The organism is Porphyromonas sp., from assembly GCF_030529325.1.
Classification (GTDB): domain Bacteria; phylum Bacteroidota; class Bacteroidia; order Bacteroidales; family Porphyromonadaceae; genus Porphyromonas_A.
The window spans coordinates 1-17208 of record NZ_JAUMXC010000045.1 but is presented as its reverse complement, the minus strand read 5'-3'; the positions used below and the strand labels follow the sequence as shown (position 1 = coordinate 17208).

Here is a 17208-nt window from a genome sequence, read left to right as displayed (position 1 = left end):
CCTTTCTCTCCTTTCTCACCACGAGAAGACTTGCCTGTATCTTTTCCGTCGATGATCCAGTTGCCGTTGTCTCCTATTTCGATCACAGGTGTCTTACCGTCTTGACCGACTGCAGGTATATTCAGATTTTCCTCACCGATCCACCAGTAACCGTCCTTTATATATGGAGTCTTACCATCTGCTCCCGGACGACCTGCAAGGAATGCCCAGAAGTCTCTGACAGTATTTCTCTTTGGATCCCATTTTTGTCCCGGATTGTGTGGATCTTCTACTTCGCCCGAAGCGATGTACTCTGTCCACTCTTGGTATGCAGACTTGCCGTTTTGACCGTCTTTTCCATCTTTTCCTTTAAGGTATCTGAAGAAGTCGTTTTCCGACACTTCATTCTTGTCCCAGTCGATGTCACCGTTTGCGACCTTTTCTTTCCAAAGTTCGTAGGTGCTTTGACCCTTGTCTCCTTTGTCTCCTTTTTCTCCCTTAGGCCCTATAGGAGCAAAGATATCTACCTGTGTGCATGATAAAAGCCACGCTACCATCATGAGTAGCAATGTGGATTGCATTAAGAAATTCTTTCTAATCATTTTGTTTTTTCTCTCTTGGTTTTGATGTGAGAACTTAGTCTCTTCTACCTAATTCCTCAGTGTTTTTACAAATCAGGGGCAAATTTACTTTTATAAAATGTACCAACCAAACGCTTTTACATTTATAAGTATTTGGTAAAATCTCCCCCTCTTCTTAAGCTCTCTCCTTTATTTTATGGGCTGGTGTTTAGTTTTTATTTTAATTTCCGCATGACCTTAATCTCTCTATCAGGTTGGTTTTTTGAAAAAATAGACGCTCGGTTTTGACCTGTTGCGAGTTTTTTTGACGGCCTGTATTTTTTATTTTCATTTCTTGGTTTCTGTGGTTTTTTTGAATTTTCCTTTGCGAAAGATTAACGTTTTTGTCGTTTTATATGTGTCTTTACGTTAATTAAATTAACATTTGAGCAATGAAAAGAAACATCATCTCAAGATATAATTGTGCAAGGCTTTGCGGTCTGAGGCTTAGATGTATGTTTCCAATGCCTTAGTGTTAATGGAAATGTGATGGCTGTGACACTTCAGAATTGTTGTAACTTTGGACTGATATCAACGATGCGAATATGACAAAGGGTAAATACAAGGTCGAGCAGACCCAAGACGGGAGCTGTACACTCTACAATCAAGATATAGATGAACACTTTCACTCTTGCTTCGGGGCAAGGGCGGAGTCTCAACACATTTTTGTAGATAATGCTCTGGCATTGGGAGAAGGTTTGAGCCAGAGTGTTTTGGAAGTTGGTTTCGGGACGGGGCTTAATGCCTTGCTGACCTTTCTTTTTGTTGAAAGTCATGAAGATATGGAAGTGTTGTACACTTCGTACGAACTCTTTCCGCTTGATGCCGAGATTGTAGAAGCTTTCGCACAGAACTTTCCCGACCACGAACGAGAGTGTCTGTTGAAGTTGCATCGCGCACCATGGAACGAGATTGTGGAGATTTCACCGAGATTCAGACTTCACAAAGTCCTTGCCGATGCCCGTGAGGTAGTGTCGCCATCTCCTCTTGCCGATACTGTGTATATGGACGCCTTTTCTCCCGAAAAGTGTCCCGAACTCTGGGAGCCCTCCCAACTACATCGCCTCTATGAGTGTTGTGCCTCAGGAGCTTATCTCTCCACCTACTGTGCCAAAGGTGTGGTGCGTCGTGCTCTGCAAAGTGTGGGCTTCGAGGTGTTCCGGACTCCCGGACCTCCCAATGGCAAACGTGAGATACTTGTCTGCCGAAAACCTTGACCGGAATGATCAAAAAAAGGAGTCTGACTTGATGCGTCAAGTCAGACTCCTTTTTTTATCAAGTTAGACACCTTGATTTTGATCCTTAGACAACCTTTTCTCCGGGCTTTTTCAGAGGCTCCTCAAGCAGAGGATATTCTCCGACCGTGAGGATCGGATACAAACCATGTCGACTCCTCCTTGATAGGGCAAAGGACAAAGGTGGATATTTGAGAAAAGGTAAAGGGAAAAAGTTTCAGAGAGTAAGGCTGTCACTCCTCAGCATCATCATCGTCCTCGTCGGGCTTTGCTTCATTCAGCAGAGATGCACTGATACGCTTTGAAGACCGAAGCCCGAGTGAGCGCATCCCTTCCATCTGTCGGATGAGGTTGCCACGTCCTGAAGATAATTGTCCACGAGCCTGCTCGTAGGTTTTCTGAGCCTCTTCGAGCTTTTTGCCTATGTTGGTGAAGTTGTCTGAGAAGTTCACAAATTTCTCATACATTTTGTTGGCGCTGTCGATGATCTTCTCGATGTTTTGGAGTTGCATCTCCTTGCTCCACAGATCATAAAGTATCTTGAGCATACCGATGAGATTGGCAGGCCCCATGAGGAGGACTTTCTTTTTGTAAGCTGTCTGCCACAAGTCGCTCTGCCCGTGTACTGCGAGGTTGTATGCCCCTTCATTGGGGAAAAACATGATGACAAAGTCGGGCGACCCTTCCAGGTATCCACTGTAATCACGCTTGTGCAAGTCCTCGATATGACTCCTGACCGAAAGGAGATGGCGATCGAGAGCCGATCGACGAGCTTCCTCTGTCGTTGCTTCGTGGAACTCGGTGTAGGCCGTCAAAGAGACTTTGGCATCGATGATGACATCCCTTTCTCGTGGGAAGTGGATGATGGCATCGGGGCGCATACGCTGGTGGGTATCCTCGTTGGTGAGCTTGTTGCCGTACTTATCCGTGATGTACTCTTGGAGTTCGTACTCACGACCACGGGTGAGTCCGGAGTCTTCGAGGATGCGGTCGAGGATGAGTTCTCCCCAGTCTCCTTGCACTTTGGACTGACCGCGGAGAGCTTCGGAGAGGGCATTGGCCTCGTTGGAGAGGGCTGTACTTTGTTCGGAGAGTTGTTTGATGATGTGGGCGAGGGTGTGACGCTCTTTGGCCTCGGTGTCATAGGACTCCGCCACTTGCTTTTTGAAGGCCTCTATCTTCTCCTGCAGAGGGTTGAGGATGGCTTTTAGGTCTTCTCTCTGTTTGTCTGTCACCTTGTTGCTCTTCTCCTCTATGACCTTTTCCGCAATGAGACTGAAGTCCTTGCGCAGTTCTTCCTTTTGTTGTTCCGCAGCCTTTACGAGTTCGTCAAGTTGTCGCTTCAGACCCTCACGCTCCTCTGTTACCGTAGCGACATCAATACGTGCTTTTTCGGCTTCGCGCTTGCTTTCCTCAAGGGCATTGCGAAGGATTTGTATTTCTCCCGAGAGTTCGGAGAGACGTGACTGTGAGAGGACTGTCTCTGTACGAGCTGCCGCAAGATCCGTCTCGGCTTGGTATTGTTGCCGTAGGGCTTCGTCCGCAGAAGCACTCTTCCGAGAAAGGAGGATGACCAAAACGATGACGATGATCAAAAGTATAGCAAGCGTGATGTACCAGGCCATAGGATACGGATTGGAAGTTAGTTGTATAAGTGATGGAGGAAGCCCACATAAAGCCCCGCCGTCTCTGTGCGCAGGCGCTCCTCTCCGAGAGTGACAGGGACAAAGCCCGCAGCGAGAGCCTGCTCTACCTCTTTGGGCGAGAAGTCTCCTTCGGGTCCTATGAGAAACACGGCATCTTGCCCCTTGACAAAATGCTCTTTGAGTTCGCGACGTTCGGAACTTTCGTCACAGTGTGCGATGTATCTTTGTGGGGAGTCGGGGATGTCTGCAAGGAAAGCACTGAGAGAGTCGTACTTGTCCAATCGAGGGAGTACAAGTTTGCGTGACTGCTTCATCGCGGACACAATGATCTTTTGCAGACGGTCGGTGTTGACTTGGCGTCGCACGGTATGTTCGGTGTTCAGGATGCTGATACGATCGAGACCGATCTCGGTCAGCTTCTCTATCATCCACTCTATCCGGTCGATGTTTTTTGTCGGCGCTATTGCCAAGTGAAACGATGGTGTACGCTTGTTGTATGTCGTGACCGTACTCTCGATGGATACAGCAGTCTCCTTGGGATCCGTGGACAGTATGACAGCCTGGTATAGAGAACCTTTCCCGTCGGTAACGAAAATCCTGTCCCCCTCCTTGAGACGAAGTACACGGATGGCATGAGCCGACTCTTCGGGAGGAAGGACTCCCGTACTTTCGATCTCAGGTGCGTAAAAATAGGTTGTATCTTCCGACCCTTTGCTACGTTGCTTCTTCTTACTCATCGTTGCGCGTATTGGCACGAGCTTCTTGTTCCGCCCAGATGATTTTGGCCCACTCGTACTGCTCCTTGTCGATACTCAACTTGTGGAGGATCTCCAGCTCTTCGTACGTACTCTCATGCAGACGCTCTTCGGCAGTCGGGTCTGTCACTTCGAGAGGCATCACCCCTTGTTGGATACAACGCCCGAGGACGCTGTTGGAGACTCGTTCCTTCTCCACATCGAGACCGAGCTCCTCGACCTCTTCGTACCCTTTGTATTGGACTTGTTTGGCAGCCATGGCAAGGACGGCTTCCTCTACGTATATAGGCAGATCTCTGAGGTAAGCATGGAGGACACCTTGATGCATCGTCACCGTAAACTCCACACGCTCGCCCAGTTCGCCGATTGCAAACATCTGCGCTGTGAGAGCACCGGACTGCTCCGTGTGTATTCCTACACTACGTATCTTGAAGCCCACAGCCATTGCAAAGTCATCGACAACATCATGCTCCAAAGCCTCATGACGAGCAAAGCGCTTGATCGCCGATACAAATGCCATCTCTCTGTGTCGTGGGATAAATACAGGCATATGGCGATGAGGTTCTTCGATCTCACGAAGTACCATTGCCATAGTCTGTTCGTTATTGTTGCTACGTCCCATCCCTATGACGGTGACACGGCGCATCCTTATCTCTTTCATTCCTGTCTCGTTGTATATATTTTATGGAGGTCAGAGGTCAAAGTCCTCCGGATTCCACCCCTCTTCCTCTTCCTGGTTCGGCATATGTACGATGATGGACAGAGCTCCGAGGCTCAGTACATCTCCATCTTTCAAGTGAGCTTGTTCGCCTCTGCCGAGCAGACGTCCATTGATAAATGTGCCGGTATTGCTCTCGTAGTCCTGTATCGATATGACGTGTTTGCGACGGGAGATCTTGATGTGGTTGCGACTCATGCTCGGATCAGCCGAAAAGACCTGAATATCTGCCGAAGAGTCCTTGTTTTGTCGCCCGAGGATGCTCGTCCCCATCGGTATCGGATAATCCTGTTGGAGGGTAAACTGATTTTCCACGATCTCCAACCACGGGTCAGTGTCCTGATCTATTGTCGGCGTCACTACGATAGCCTTGACCGATCTGTCGGTATGTTGCATTGAGTTGGCACGACACGAGTAGACCGCTATCGGCTTGTGACACTTGCTACAGAGGTTGAGCTCTGCACCATGATCTTTTACCGACGGCACGGCGACTTCTATGTTGGACCTGCAATAGGGGCACTTGGTTTTCTCCATTTTTGTTCCGATTTTTTTGACTTGACTCCGACACGGAGGCATACAGATCGGCCTTCCTGCCTTTTCTCCTTGAGTAGAGAGTTCGATGCCGGACTTTACATTACGTAATGTAACACAAAAATAAGGGAATTCTCCCACCCGTGAAAATAGCCGGTCTCCTCACCAAGGAGTCACGAGCATACCGTGCCTCCCCTTTGAGCCCCCATCAATCTCACAGACTTTTTATCCACATGGAGATGTCGTTCATCACCTCCGGCGACATGGTCTCTTCGATGGTATAATATTCCTCCAACTGTCCTGTCGTACAGTTCTGAAAGAGGTGATTTAACCCCTCATACACTTTGACGACGTTCTTTGGGTTGGGCTTGAGCAGCTTTCGGATCGCTTCGATGTTCATGTCTGCTCTGACTTGTATGTCGAGGCTGCCGTTGATAGCCATTACCGGCACCGCAGTCCCCGCGATATCCGCACTCGGGTCATAACTCATGAAGTACGACAACCATGGTTGGTCCTTGGTTTTCTTTTTGAACTCCTCTACCTCTTGTGGCGTCAGCTCAGGAGCCGAAGGGTTGGATCTTTTCTTTACCGACTTCATCTGATCCATGAGTATATCTTCGCCCTTGACACCCGGGCCGGCCATACTGATCACAAAGTCCGTCACCTGCCTGTTCCCGAGGATAAATCCGATAGACGCACCCTCGCTGTGACCGAGGACACCCACCTTGCCAAATTCGCCAAGACCTCTCAAAAAGTCCAATCCTGCATTGGCATCATCCGCAAAGTCGATTGTAGTCGCCCCCTCAAAACGCCCCGTCGACAGCCCTATGCCCCGATCGTCATACCTCAGAGAAGCCACCCCATGTCTTGCCAAATGGTCAGCAAGGATGAGGAAAGGCTTATGCTCAAAGATCTCTTCATCTCTGTTTTGAGCTCCGCTACCCGAAACAAGGAGGACTACGGGTACATCCTTATTTGGGGCATAACCTACCGGATAAGTGAGCGTTCCCGAAAAGGTAGCATTGGCTTTGGGGTTGGCAAATGTCACTTCTTTCGTCTCGTATTCAAAAGGAGGTTGGGGTGTCTGAGGCCTTTTGACCTTGGGCGCATCACCCCGAGACAAGTCGAGAGGGATGGTCATCCCGCTCTGCTTGAAAGTCCCCTTGATCATCTCTCCCACGAGCTTGCCTGTGTACTCTATCGTGAGCATCGGGGCAGCAAGGCTGAGAGAGTCGCTTGACAGATGTCTTATCTCGATGGGGAAGTCCTTGACACCCTGTGCCGGCACCTCCATCTTGCATACAGGCTTGTCGCCCTCTTTTGAGATATGAAATAGCAGACCCAGTTTGCTCCCCATGACATCCAATTCGCCTTTCCATGTCCCGGCCAACTCCTGTGCGTATCCAAATACATAGCTCGAAAGGAGCGCAAGTATTAAAAGCGTTTTTCTCATGTGCTCTTGATTTTATTTGGTTTCCGAATTGACGACGATAGTCCCCTTCCCATTCTTTTTCCTGAATACCATCATCGGCGCTTTCTCATTCGCAATATAGCCCAGGAAGCTCCCCATCTTTGGGGCCCAAAAGTACCCTACAAAGCCACCCATTCCGCCCGAAGCACAGATCCGGATAGCTCCATCAAGGATCTTCGGTTCGCACGGAGCTGCAGTGTATTCGGACTTCTTGAGCGTCTTTCTGCGCAACAACATCCCCACGACCCATCTGTCCTCATGCTCCTCGAGATAAATGGGTAGAGACGCAACGATCCATAGCGTCAATATCACGATCAGCCCAAGGATGATCCCCGAAAGCCAAGAGATAGGATGCGTCGCTATCGCATAAACAGCCCAAAGGATGGCAAGCATCCCCCCGATCGATAAAACCTTGACGAGAGGACTCCTCTTGAAGTAAACTCTCCCTCTATGTTCCATATCCATAAAAATTATGTTTTATATCAGGCTACAAAGCAAATGTATAAAAACATTCTGATATAGACGGGAAATGACATTATTTAGCACCCCCTTTTCAGAGGCTTCTCCTCAGCGACTTGTCACCCTCCCTTGCTTTGGATGAAAGTGACTTTTTGCCGGTCCTCACCTTCCCTCTCCCCACAAGGGTTCTGACCTTGCCAAAAAAGGTCGTCTAACTTGATGACGAAGGTTGTCTAACTTGAGATCAAAGGTTGTCTAACTTAATCAAACGAGATGTACACCTTGATATCGACCTCCTGACTACACCATATTTCAGAGGTATGGCTTATCCCTTTTCCCGTAGAGGCAACATCCCCGATCGGATGTCGCTTTTTTGTCCTGAATGTGAGATTATTATAGAGAATATCTGCCGGTATGAGATACATCTCTCTATCCCCGCATGCAAACTCCTGACGCACCTTGTCTTGCTCGTGATAAGTTTTATTAACTTTGTGCACATAACAGATTAAGACAAGATCAATACAAATGACAAGTACGATACAGAGAGATATGCTACACTCCAAGATATGGGGAATTGCCAACGAGGTGCGAGGGGCAGTTGATGGCTGGGACTTCAAGCAGTTTGTCCTGGGCACACTTTTTTACCGTTTCATCAGCGAGCATTTCGCCAACTACATGGAGGGAGGTGACGAAAGTGTCTGCTATGCCGATCTCTCGGACGATGTGATCACATCCGAGATCAAGTATGATGCCATTCGCACCAAAGGTTACTTTATCTATCCCAGTCAGTTGTTTGTCAATATTGCCAAAACCGCGAATACCGACGATAATCTGAACACAAGGCTTAAAGAGATCTTCACCGGCATCGAAGGCTCGGCGAGTGGCTATGCCTCCGAAAAGGACATCAAGGGTCTCTTTGCAGATTTTGATACCACCAGCACGAGGTTGGGAAATACGGTCGAGGAGAAAAATGCCCGTCTTGCTGCTGTCATCAAGGGCGTCGGGTCTCTCGACTTCGGGAGTTTTGAAGATCATCAGATAGACCTTTTCGGTGATGCGTACGAATTTCTGATTTCCAACTATGCTGCCAATGCAGGGAAGTCCGGAGGAGAGTATTTTACGCCCCAAGATGTGTCCAAGCTCATCGCACGATTGGCTATACATGGACAGACCACTATCAACAAGATCTATGACCCGGCATGTGGCTCCGGATCGCTACTGCTTCGGGCAAAAAAACAATTCGACGATCACGTCATCCAAGAGGGTTTCTTCGGTCAGGAGATCAACCACACGACCTACAACCTCGCAAGGATGAACATGTTCCTGCACAATATCAACTACGATAAGTTTGATATTGCCCTTGGCAACACTCTGCTCAAGCCTCAGTTTGGTGATGAGAAGCCTTTTGACGCCATCGTCTCCAACCCGCCCTATTCGGTCAATTGGATAGGCAAGGACGACCCTACGCTGATCAATGATGAGCGCTTTGCACCTGCCGGAGTGCTTGCACCCAAGTCCAAAGCCGACTTTGCTTTTGTCCTCCATGCCCTCAGCTATCTCTCTCCCAGAGGCAGAGCTGCTATTGTTTGTTTCCCTGGTATCTTCTACCGTGGAGGAGCAGAACAAAAGATCCGCAAGTACTTGGTGGATCACAACTATGTGGAGACCGTCATAGCCTTGGCTCCCAATCTCTTCTATGGCACTTCTATCGCTGTGAATATCCTTGTGTTATCCAAAAACAAGACAAACACCAAGACTCAGTTCATTGATGCCGGCGGAGAGGGATTTTTCAAGAAAGAGACCAACAATAACGTCCTTACAGACGAACACATCGACAAGATCATCAATATTTTCGATAAAAAGGATGATATGGCACATATCGCTCGTTTGGTCGACAACAGCCAAATCGCAGAGAACGACTACAATCTCTCTGTCAGTTCCTATGTGGAGGCGGAGGATACACGCGAAGTGATAGACATTGTCAAACTTAACGAAGAGATCGCGCAAACAGTACAACGCATCAACGTGCTTCGCGCCGATATAGATGCTATAATTAAGGAGATCGGTGTATGAAGTACTTGGAAGAATTACTCAATGGTGCCACGGTTGAGTGGAAAACACTCGGAGAGGTATCCGAGATAGGAACAGGATCTTCTAATAGGCAAGATGAAGTAGAAGGAGGAGAGTACCCTTTCTATGTTCGTTCAAAAAAAGTATTGCGTTCATCCTCTTATCAGTTTGATGAAACCGCAATCATCATACCTGGCGAGGGAGGAATTGGAGATATATTTCACTATGTAGAGGGGAAATATGCTCTTCATCAGAGAGCTTATCGAGTTCACCTGAAAGATGATCAAATCTCCACGAAGTTCTTGTATTACTTTATGACATTTGCCTTTAGGAAATATATTCTTTCTAAGATTGTTGGTGCGACTGCCATCTCAATAAGAAAGCCTATGTTAGAGCAATTCTTAATCCCCATTCCTCCTATTGAGGTGCAGCGCAAAATTGTCGAGATCCTCGACAATTTTGCGGAACTTACAGCGGAGCTTACAGCATAGCTTACAGCTCGTCAAAAGCAATATGAATACTATAGAGATAAATTGCTGACTTTCAGTGATATAAATGGGGGGGGTAAAACGAAGATAACTTATAAGATGCTTGGAGAGATCGGTAAATTAGTTAGAGGAAAAAGATTAGTAAAAAGTGAGTTGAATGATTCCGGAAGCTTTGCTGTTTATCAAAATAGTATGACTCCTCTTGGTTATTACCATAAGAGTAATGTTCAAGCTGATACTTTTTTTGTAATCAGTGCTGGCTCCGCAGGTTCAATAGGTTATAGTAACGTGAAATTTTGGGCGGCTGATGATGTTTATTACTTCAAGTCTATTGAAGGACTAAAAACTAAGTATTTGTATTATTATCTATTGACCCAGCAAACAAGGCTTTTGGGACAGGTTCGACGAGCTAGTGTCCCGCGCTTATCAAAAAGCGTGTTAGAGAAAATTGCGATCCCGATTATTCCGTTTGAAGAGCAAGAACGTATCGTTGCTATTCTTGATAAGTTTGATACCCTTACGAGGTCGATTACCGATGGCTTGCCCAAAGAGATTGAATTACGCAAAAAACAATACGAATACTATCGAGATAGATTATTGTCATTCCCTAAATCATAAATACTTATGAGCACATATATTCCCATAGCAGAGTCCAACAACTTTATCGTCCTTGATAAATACACGAAGTTCTCAAAGCTGAATGAAGTCTCCTTTACCTATCAGACAGAGGCTGCTCTCGAGCGTGAGTTTATCGAAGATCTCAGAAATCAGGGATATGAGAGACTTACGGGTGTCACTACTCAGGAGAGTATGCTTGCTAATGTGAGGACGCAACTCCAAGCACTCAATGAGATGACTTTCTCTGACGGTGAGTGGAGGCGCTTTGTGGAGGAGTATTTGGACAGACCGGGAGACTCGCTCACGGAAAAATCTCGGAAGATCCACGACAACCATATATATGACTTTGTCTTTGACGATGGGCATATCCAAAACATCTATTTGGTAGACAAGGAGAACATCACTCGCAACAAGGTGCAGGTCATCTCTCAGTTTGAGCAACAAGGGAAACACCTCAACCGCTATGATGTGACCATCCTTGTCAATGGTCTGCCGATGGTACAGGTAGAGCTGAAGAAGAGAGGTGTGGCTATCCGAGAGGCGTTCAATCAGGTGCATAGGTACTCCAAGGAGAGTTTCAATAGTGATAATTCGCTATTCAAGTATTTGCAGCTCTTTGTGATTTCCAACGGGACAGACACCCGCTACTTTGCCAACACGGTGAAGAGAGAGAAAAACAGCTTTGACTTCACGATGAACTGGGCCAAGGCGGACAACACCCTGATAAAGGACCTCAAGGACTTTACTGCAACATTTTTCCAAAAGAACACCCTTTTGCAGGTATTGCTGACTTACTCTGTCTTTGATACGGAGGACACTCTACTCGTCATGCGCCCATATCAGATCGCTGCCACAGAACGAATCCTATGGAAGATCAGAAGTGCATACGAGGCAAAACAGTGGAAGACCACAGAGGGAGGGGGTTACATATGGCACACGACGGGCTCGGGCAAGACCCTCACGAGCTTCAAGGCTGCACGGCTTGCTACGAGGCTTGACTTTATCGATAAGGTCTTCTTCGTGGTGGATCGCAAAGACCTCGACTATCAGACGATCAAGGAGTACCAACGATTTTCGCCCGACAGCGTGAACGGCTCGGACAGTACTGCCGGACTGAAAAGAAACATCGAAAGGGACGACAACAAAATCATCGTCACCACCATACAGAAGCTCAACAACCTGATGAAGTCCGAAAAGGACTTGGAGATCTACGGTAAGCAGGTCGTCTTTATCTTTGATGAGGCACACAGGTCTCAGTTCGGCGAAGCACAGAAGAACCTGAAAAAGAAGTTCAAGAAGTACTATCAGTTCGGATTTACGGGCACGCCTATCTTCCGGGACAATGCCCTGGGTACGGAGACGACGCAAAGTGTCTTCGGAACAGAGCTACATGCGTACGTGATCACGGATGCCATCCGAGATGAAAAGGTATTGAAGTTCAAAGTGGACTACAACAATGTGAGGCCCCGATTTAGAAGCCTTGAGACAGAGACGGATGAGGCTAAACTGACCGCAGCGGAGACTCGAGAACTGCTGATGCATCCGGAGCGTATCAAAGAGGTGTCACAGTACATCCTGAAAAACTTCCGAGTCAAGACTCATAGGGGCATGGGAAACAATAAGGGATTCAACGCTATGTTTGCCGTGAGTAGCGTTGATGCAGCCAAACTCTACTATCAGGAGCTGAATGAACTTCAAAAAGAGGCTGAAAAGCCTTTGAGGATCGCTACTATATTTTCATATGCCCCTAATGAGGAACAAAGTGCGGTGGGTGAGATCGCGGACGAGAACTTTGATCCGACAGCAATGACGCTCAGTGGCAAAGAATTTTTGGAAAATGCCATCAAGGACTACAACGCAATGTTCCGGACGAGTTTTGGGGTCGATAGCCAAGAGTTTCAGAACTATTATAGGGATTTGGCCAAGCGTGTGAAGTCCGGGGAGGTTGACCTTGTGATCGTTGTCGGGATGTTTTTGACGGGTTTTGATGCGCCTAAGCTCAACACGCTGTTTGTGGATAAAAACCTCCGCTATCATGGATTGATACAGGCTTACTCTCGTACCAACCGTATCTATGATGCAACAAAGACCTTTGGCAATATCGTCACGTTTAGAGACTTGGAGAAGGCGACGAAAGAAGCCATTGCCTTGTTTGGCGAGAACAACACAAGGAGTGTGATCTTGGAGAAGAGTTACAAGGAGTACTTGGAGGGCTTTACAGATATCCTCACGGGAGAGGTTCATAGGGGATATGTAGAGGTGGTGCGAGAGCTGAAGACCCGCTTCCCCGAACCGGATGAGATACTGAAAGAGTCGGACAAAAAAGAGTTTGTCAAGCTTTTCGGGGAGTATCTGAGGCTCGAAAATATCCTCCAAAACTATGATGAGTTCGGCCACCTAAAGGCTTTTCAGACCATAGATACCAATGACAGTGAGTCTATAAGAGTCTTCAAAGAAACGAACTTCCTTACCGATGAACAGATAGAGTCCATACAAGGAGTGGAGGTGTTGCCCGAGCGTATGGTGCAGGATTATCGTTCGACGTACAATGACATCAGAGATTGGTTGAGACGAGAAAGGGATGGGAAAAAGGCTGAGGAGCTGACAATAGATTGGGACGATATCGTGTTTGAGATCGATCTGCTCAAGTCTCAGGAGATAGACTTGGACTACATACTGGAACTCCTCTTTGAACGAAACAAAAAGACTAAAAATAAAGAGGCTCTCATCGAGGATATGCGCCGTGTGATCAAAGCCAGCGTCGACAACAGAGCGAAGGAGGGGCTGATCATCGATTTTATCAACACGACAGATCTTGATTCTATCCAAAATAAGGCGGATGTCATCTCTGCTTTCTTTGAATATGCCCAAAAGAGACAAAAAGAGGAGGTAAAGCATCTCATTGAGGACGAGAACTTGGATATAGAGGCTGCCAAGCGCTATATCACGGCTTCCCTCAAACGCGAGTACCCAAGTCAAAATGGTACAGACCTTAATGCCATATTGCCGAAGATGAGTCCTCTCAACCCTCAATACCTGACGAAAAAACAAAGGGTATTCGAGCGTATTGTTGAGTTCGTTGAGAAATTTAAGGGCGTAGGGGGCGAACTGTAGACGCCCCTCCGCCCTCGGGTGGCGAGGGTAGCTCATAGGAACGTCAAGGCTATGATCCCTTTATCGACACCGTAGAGGATACCAAGGAAAATGCCATGAGTAAGTATCATGTATAAATACGATCAGGCTTAGTACCATAGGGGCTCAGAGAGGTGAGACCCGTTTTTGAAATAAGGAAAAAGTAAAATAATAACACACAAAAAAATCATGTCTATATGAGTGTTTGCGTCATTGTCAGAAGCCAAAAGGATTTGCTTCCCGATGAGATATTTGATTGGTTTTTAGATGGAGGAGAGTCTATAGTGGTCACATCGGGAGATTTTCCGTCTATCAAGCTTGGTACACACTTAGAGGCTCTCAGAGGTATCGAGATCAATCAAGAAATTGATGGATATGAGGTCAGAGTTTGCTCTTACGCTTCAATCGCAGACTACCGACTCTTTGGGAAAGCTGTGCGTGCTCTTATGAGTTTGACGGGAGGAAGAGCATATCTTGAAAATGACGATGAAAACGAAATCACGAATCCTCTACAATCTTTTGATGATTGCTGGATCCAACAGCAGCGAGAGTCTGACTTCAGTGTGATGCGTCTCATGACGAATCATTCGGGATCTCCGATGGTGATGTTTGGGCTGTTTTTTAAGTTCTGTGTCGGAGCACGGTTGTATCAGAGATTTGGGATACCCATGACAGGGGATTATAAAAGGGAGCGCGTGGATGAACTGCAGGACTATCTGCTTGGCTTGCAGTGGTATTTAGCCAACAGCCAAGATACGAGTAGTCAGCTGGTGGTCGCTCCGGAGGCCGGAGATGCGGATAATCAGCTCACCATATCGGCTATTTATATAAATGGGGGGAAGGTAGATCCGTTCGACTATATCTCAGAGGCTTCTCTGTTTGGAATGATAGATATGGATAACACCGGTAATCCGCCTGTTCTCATCCCATTCGGGGAGTTGTGGAAGATACTACCCGGAGATATATTTTGTCCTATTGATGACTTGCAATATGAGCGTACGGGTGAGGTGAGCGTTGAGATGGTTCGTCAGATGATGGCACGGGCTCGCCAACTCGAACCAAACGATCTCCATTATCGCCCTACATATCCCGGAAAAGGATTTGATGAGCAGCAAAATACGCTTATCCTGAAGTGGGATCCTGAGATGTCAGGTGTCTCTGTTGAAGATCACAACAAGCGGATCCCAACAATGCTGACAGCCTTTTTCTACTGGACTCTGTACGAATTTCAGCGTACGAAGTGCGGAGACCGATTCTTCTTCGTTAAGGTAGGAGCCGGGAAAACGGGTATCGTCATGAGTGGAGTATTCAATTCGAGACCTTATAATATCGAAGATACTTATGGCAGACCCCGATTTCACATCGATATGCACCCGAATATCATTCTCAACCCGGATGAAGTCCCGATGATAACGACGGAACAACTTGCCGAGGCTATACCTTCATTCAATTGGGATACCTGTCCCTCAGGTAGTATACTCCCGCCTGAGGATGCTCGAAAGCTCGAAGCCTTGTGGCAAAAATATCTGATAGAAATGCGAGATCGTGTCGATGGAGTAACGGTAAATGCGATTGGTTTAGATTTCTGAACAAGCCCGAAGATCCCTCTCACAGCGTGGCTGAGATACTCGCTTTATTGGAGCAAGAAGCAAGAGACCTTATGCCGGAAGAGAATAGGTATCTACGCTCAACAGAAAACGGCTCGATCTGAGAGATGCTACCATCGGCGACTTGGTAGTATAGTTCTGGTAGTTACGGATTTAACCTTTGTGGATTTGTGTTATTCGGATGTATTTAACCCTCGCAGAGGCATGTCAGGAGTCTGCATATTGAATGGACGGTCTTCACGGATAGCCAAATCTTCGAACCGAATAGGATGATTGAATAAATAATCTATAATATGAATTATAGGATTAAACAAATGCTTGGAGATGAGACAACTCACCGTTATATCTTACCCAGTGAAGGTGACAACCCTTTGGTTGTAATCGGTGTCAACCCCAGCACGGCTAATGAAACCGAGCCGGATCCCACCGTGAGGAAAGTTATGGGCTTTGCAGAGCAAAATGGTTTTGACAGTTTTATTATGCTCAATGTCTATCCCCAAAGATCGACAGACTTTTGTGGAGTACCTCAAATTAGAAATGAGGATTTGCATCAAAAGCACCTTTTGGAGGTCAAAACATTCCTTTCAGAATATAAGGAACTGCATGTTCTTGTTTCTTTTGGGACATTGATAACCCAACGGTCTTATTTATTAGACTGTTTTCAGGATATTGTCGATATGTTACAACATAATGGGCGGAAAGTACACTGGTGCCAAATTGGAGCGTTGACTAAAGACGGTCATCCGAGACACCCTCTCTATGCTAGATATGATTGGGGATTGCAAACATTTGATGTTAATCGTTATCTCGAAAAAAGAAAGATGTAAAATGCTTGAGAGATGAAATGCTCATTAATCTCATATCTACCTTGTTTGCATCGAATGAGCTTGTCGCTCTGTTCTTACCGTTTGAGTTCTGCCTCAACTCGTAACAAAATAGACCAAGCACAGCCGACTACAGGAGAATGAAGCCTTATATCAACATTGCAGATGATGTCATGGTTAATCCAACGACCAGATTTAATTAATATGTTATAAACTAATCATGTGCGAAATTTATATAAGCTAAGCTGTTCTACCCGGCAAGTATAGAGCGTTACGTGGTGATGAAATTTGTGTATTTAACGCTAACGACGCTTTTATCATAGAGAATATGCTCAGAGAAGATAGTTGTCAGAGGTATAAATTGGAGGGATTTAATTGATAGGATCTTAGGAGAGTTGACCAAAGCGACTTTGATCCTATCGCACAAGCTGTTCGCGCGAGAAACTATCTACTGCAGAGAAAGGCAGTTCCCGACGATCTTCGTTCTGCCCTCACAACAATTTAAGAAGTAGAAGAGGCCCTAAATAGGATTATTGAGGGGTTGGTTAATATAGAAGATAAACATGGTTGATGTTTTTTTGCATCGTAGGGTTAACAATTTTCTTACAACCCTCACCTCAGGACTGATTGTGCACAACTTCTTTTCTAAAAGCCTAAACTGAATATAGAAATCGTCATAATGTATAGCACAACCTTCCCAATTGGGTTTAGGGCGATCTGGCGTTTATATAGAGTGTTGAAAGATGCTCCCATAGATTTGTTGTAAAATAAAGCAAGGGTATAAATCGCATGATTTGCTGATTTACACCCTTTTTTACGGAGAGAGAGGATAATGAACCATATTCTTCAACTCCTTGTATCGTAACCTTTTAACCTTTTTTCTTCTTTTTGTGTAGCCAAATTGTAGCCACCAGAGAGTTCTTAGAGAGTACGCATAGATACCGCTATTGGAAATACTCACTTGCATTTCTTGGGTTCAAAAATACTCAAAACAGGAAGCAATATTTATTTGGATACCAAAACGCAGTGTTACCGAATGAAAGACTTTGGTAATG

14 protein-coding genes and 1 pseudogene are annotated in these 17208 nt (G+C 46.3%); 7 read left to right on the top strand and 8 right to left on the bottom strand.

Annotated features, from left to right (window positions below; translation table 11 throughout):
• Positions 1-560: pseudogene (locus Q4A14_RS07200) on the bottom strand (collagen-like protein); the annotation flags it as partial.
• Positions 561-1144: 584 nt separating this feature from the next.
• Between Q4A14_RS07200 and mnmD the strand changes: the two are divergent.
• Entirely contained in the window at positions 1145-1816 is a 672-nt protein-coding gene (gene mnmD / locus Q4A14_RS07195) for a tRNA (5-methylaminomethyl-2-thiouridine)(34)-methyltransferase MnmD (protein WP_303171037.1), read from the top strand.
• 251 nt (positions 1817-2067) lie between these two features.
• Here mnmD and rmuC read toward each other — a convergent pair whose 3' ends face one another.
• The 7 genes from rmuC to Q4A14_RS07160 all read right to left on the bottom strand — a co-directional run bounded on the left by rmuC (position 2068) and on the right by Q4A14_RS07160 (position 7911).
• Positions 2068-3459, bottom strand: coding sequence for a DNA recombination protein RmuC (gene rmuC / locus Q4A14_RS07190; protein ID WP_303171036.1), 1392 nt, complete (start codon positions 3457-3459; stop codon positions 2068-2070).
• 17 nt (positions 3460-3476) lie between these two features.
• On the bottom strand, positions 3477-4217 hold the full coding sequence (locus Q4A14_RS07185; protein WP_303171035.1) for a 16S rRNA (uracil(1498)-N(3))-methyltransferase: 741 nt from the start codon (positions 4215-4217) through the stop codon (positions 3477-3479).
• Entirely contained in the window at positions 4210-4896 is a 687-nt protein-coding gene (locus Q4A14_RS07180; protein WP_303171034.1) for a bifunctional nuclease domain-containing protein, read from the bottom strand. Before Q4A14_RS07180 ends, Q4A14_RS07185 begins: the two co-directional genes overlap by 8 nt.
• Before the next feature lie 30 nt (positions 4897-4926).
• On the bottom strand, positions 4927-5487 hold the full coding sequence (locus tag Q4A14_RS07175) for an FHA domain-containing protein (protein ID WP_303171033.1): 561 nt from the start codon (positions 5485-5487) through the stop codon (positions 4927-4929).
• Between the two features lie 211 nt (positions 5488-5698).
• Positions 5699-6937 (bottom strand): alpha/beta hydrolase, encoded by a 1239-nt coding sequence (locus Q4A14_RS07170; RefSeq protein WP_303171032.1) that lies wholly within the window; start codon positions 6935-6937, stop codon positions 5699-5701.
• A 12-nt stretch (positions 6938-6949) separates the two neighbouring features.
• Complete coding sequence (locus Q4A14_RS07165; protein ID WP_303171030.1) at positions 6950-7414, bottom strand: hypothetical protein; 465 nt, start codon at positions 7412-7414, stop codon at positions 6950-6952.
• Between the two features lie 260 nt (positions 7415-7674).
• On the bottom strand, positions 7675-7911 hold the full coding sequence (locus Q4A14_RS07160) for a hypothetical protein (protein WP_303171028.1): 237 nt from the start codon (positions 7909-7911) through the stop codon (positions 7675-7677).
• 28 nt (positions 7912-7939) lie between these two features.
• Between Q4A14_RS07160 and Q4A14_RS07155 the strand changes: the two genes are divergently transcribed.
• The 6 genes from Q4A14_RS07155 (at position 7940) to Q4A14_RS07130 (ending at position 16156) form a co-directional block, all read left to right on the top strand.
• Entirely contained in the window at positions 7940-9487 is a 1548-nt protein-coding gene (locus tag Q4A14_RS07155) for a type I restriction-modification system subunit M (protein WP_303171027.1), read from the top strand.
• Positions 9484-9975 carry a restriction endonuclease subunit S gene (locus tag Q4A14_RS07150; protein WP_303171026.1) on the top strand — a complete coding sequence of 164 codons (492 nt, stop codon included), beginning with the start codon at positions 9484-9486 and terminating at the stop codon, positions 9973-9975. The genes Q4A14_RS07155 and Q4A14_RS07150 overlap by 4 nt, the downstream gene beginning before the upstream one ends.
• A 96-nt stretch (positions 9976-10071) precedes the next feature.
• On the top strand, positions 10072-10590 hold the full coding sequence (locus Q4A14_RS07145) for a restriction endonuclease subunit S (RefSeq protein WP_303171025.1): 519 nt from the start codon (positions 10072-10074) through the stop codon (positions 10588-10590).
• A 6-nt stretch (positions 10591-10596) separates the two neighbouring features.
• Entirely contained in the window at positions 10597-13704 is a 3108-nt protein-coding gene (locus Q4A14_RS07140) for a type I restriction endonuclease subunit R (RefSeq protein WP_303171023.1), read from the top strand.
• 215 nt (positions 13705-13919) lie between these two features.
• Entirely contained in the window at positions 13920-15311 is a 1392-nt protein-coding gene (locus Q4A14_RS07135; protein WP_303171022.1) for a hypothetical protein, read from the top strand.
• Positions 15312-15622: 311 nt separating this feature from the next.
• Positions 15623-16156, top strand: coding sequence for a DUF1643 domain-containing protein (locus tag Q4A14_RS07130; RefSeq protein ID WP_303171021.1), 534 nt, complete (start codon positions 15623-15625; stop codon positions 16154-16156).
• Positions 16157-17208 lie beyond the last annotated feature (1052 nt).

Excerpts from the sequence above, each read along its gene's own strand:
- rmuC (WP_303171036.1), bottom strand. The coding sequence starts at position 3,459 with ATGGCCTGGTACATCACGCTTGCTATACTTTTGATCATCGTCATCGTT.
- Q4A14_RS07130 (WP_303171021.1), top strand. The coding sequence starts at position 15,623 with ATGAATTATAGGATTAAACAAATGCTTGGAGATGAGACAACTCACCGT.
- Q4A14_RS07170 (WP_303171032.1), bottom strand. The coding sequence starts at position 6,937 with ATGAGAAAAACGCTTTTAATACTTGCGCTCCTTTCGAGCTATGTATTT.
- Q4A14_RS07140 (WP_303171023.1), top strand. The coding sequence starts at position 10,597 with ATGAGCACATATATTCCCATAGCAGAGTCCAACAACTTTATCGTCCTT.
- Q4A14_RS07175 (WP_303171033.1), bottom strand. The coding sequence starts at position 5,487 with ATGGAGAAAACCAAGTGCCCCTATTGCAGGTCCAACATAGAAGTCGCC.
- Q4A14_RS07165 (WP_303171030.1), bottom strand. The coding sequence starts at position 7,414 with ATGGAACATAGAGGGAGAGTTTACTTCAAGAGGAGTCCTCTCGTCAAG.
- Q4A14_RS07150 (WP_303171026.1), top strand. The coding sequence starts at position 9,484 with ATGAAGTACTTGGAAGAATTACTCAATGGTGCCACGGTTGAGTGGAAA.
- Q4A14_RS07135 (WP_303171022.1), top strand. The coding sequence starts at position 13,920 with ATGAGTGTTTGCGTCATTGTCAGAAGCCAAAAGGATTTGCTTCCCGAT.
- mnmD (WP_303171037.1), top strand. The coding sequence starts at position 1,145 with ATGACAAAGGGTAAATACAAGGTCGAGCAGACCCAAGACGGGAGCTGT.
- Q4A14_RS07155 (WP_303171027.1), top strand. The coding sequence starts at position 7,940 with ATGACAAGTACGATACAGAGAGATATGCTACACTCCAAGATATGGGGA.
- Q4A14_RS07180 (WP_303171034.1), bottom strand. The coding sequence starts at position 4,896 with ATGAAAGAGATAAGGATGCGCCGTGTCACCGTCATAGGGATGGGACGT.
- Q4A14_RS07185 (WP_303171035.1), bottom strand. The coding sequence starts at position 4,217 with ATGAGTAAGAAGAAGCAACGTAGCAAAGGGTCGGAAGATACAACCTAT.
- Q4A14_RS07145 (WP_303171025.1), top strand. The coding sequence starts at position 10,072 with ATGCTTGGAGAGATCGGTAAATTAGTTAGAGGAAAAAGATTAGTAAAA.